Genomic DNA, 1036 nt, shown 5'->3' on the forward strand with positions numbered 1-1036 from the left:
ATGCTGCCGCGCAAACCCCTTCAACGCACCAACCAACCCGGCACGCAACGAATAACTCCCAGTGGCACCCCGATACGACATCACCACCGGCCGCGGCCTGTCACACGGCAGACGAAGCTCCACAGGAGCTCCGTCCAGAGTTTCGGTCCAGTATCGGATCTGTTGGGCGCACAACGATTCCGGGTCGTCGGGCGAGCCAAGGGTAGCTCGTTGCCATAGTGCGTAGTCCGCGTACTGGACAGGCAGTGGTGTCCACGACGGGGCTTCACCGCGAATCCGTGCGGTGTACGCAGTTGTCACGTCGCGGGCCAGGGGTGCCATGGAAAGGCCGTCCGCGGCGATGTGGTGCACCACGACGGTCAGCACATATTCAGGTTCCTCGCTGCCGACCGCACGGAACAATCGGGCACGCACCGGCACCTGGGTGCTCACGTCGAAGCCCTCGATGACGAATTCGGTTACCATCGCGATCAACTGGCTCGGCAGAAATGGTACCGAAGTCATTTCGTGGTCGACGTCGTCGGCGGATTCGATCAGCTGGATCAGTGTTCCGTCGTGGTCCGGGTACCGCGTTCGCAAAGACTCGTGTCTGCGCAGCACGTCGACCATGGCCAATCGCATGGCATCGACATTCACCTCGCCGCGCAGCCGAATGGCGATCGGAATGTTGTATGCCCCCGAGCCGGGTTCGTACTGATTGAGGAACCACATCCGTTGTTGGGCCGGTGCCAACGGCACGAGCTCGGGGCGCGGCCCGGCGATCAGTGGTGGGCGTTGTCGCCCCGTCCCGGCATGCTGCTCTATGTGGGTCGCGAGCGCGGCCACTGTGGACGCCTCGAACAACAGCCGCACCGAAATCTCGGTATTCAGCGCGGCCCCGAGTCGCGCTGCAACCCGGGTCGCGACCAAGCTGTCGCCGCCGAGGGCGAAGAACGAGTCGTCGAGACCGACCGTGTCGATACCCAGCACATCGGTGAACACTCGAGCGATCGTGTGTTCTATCAGTGTCTCGGGCGCTCGGAACACCTTGTCGTCG

1 protein-coding gene is annotated in these 1036 nt (G+C 63.2%); it reads right to left on the bottom strand.

What is annotated here, in order from left to right:
• The coding region (locus GFY24_RS40830; RefSeq protein WP_309231926.1) for a condensation domain-containing protein at positions 1 to 981 on the bottom strand (981 nt) is incomplete at its 3' end.
• Positions 982 to 1036: the final 55 nt, after the last annotated feature.

Source organism: Nocardia sp. SYP-A9097 (assembly GCF_009649815.1).
GTDB lineage: Bacteria > Actinomycetota > Actinomycetes > Mycobacteriales > Mycobacteriaceae > Nocardia.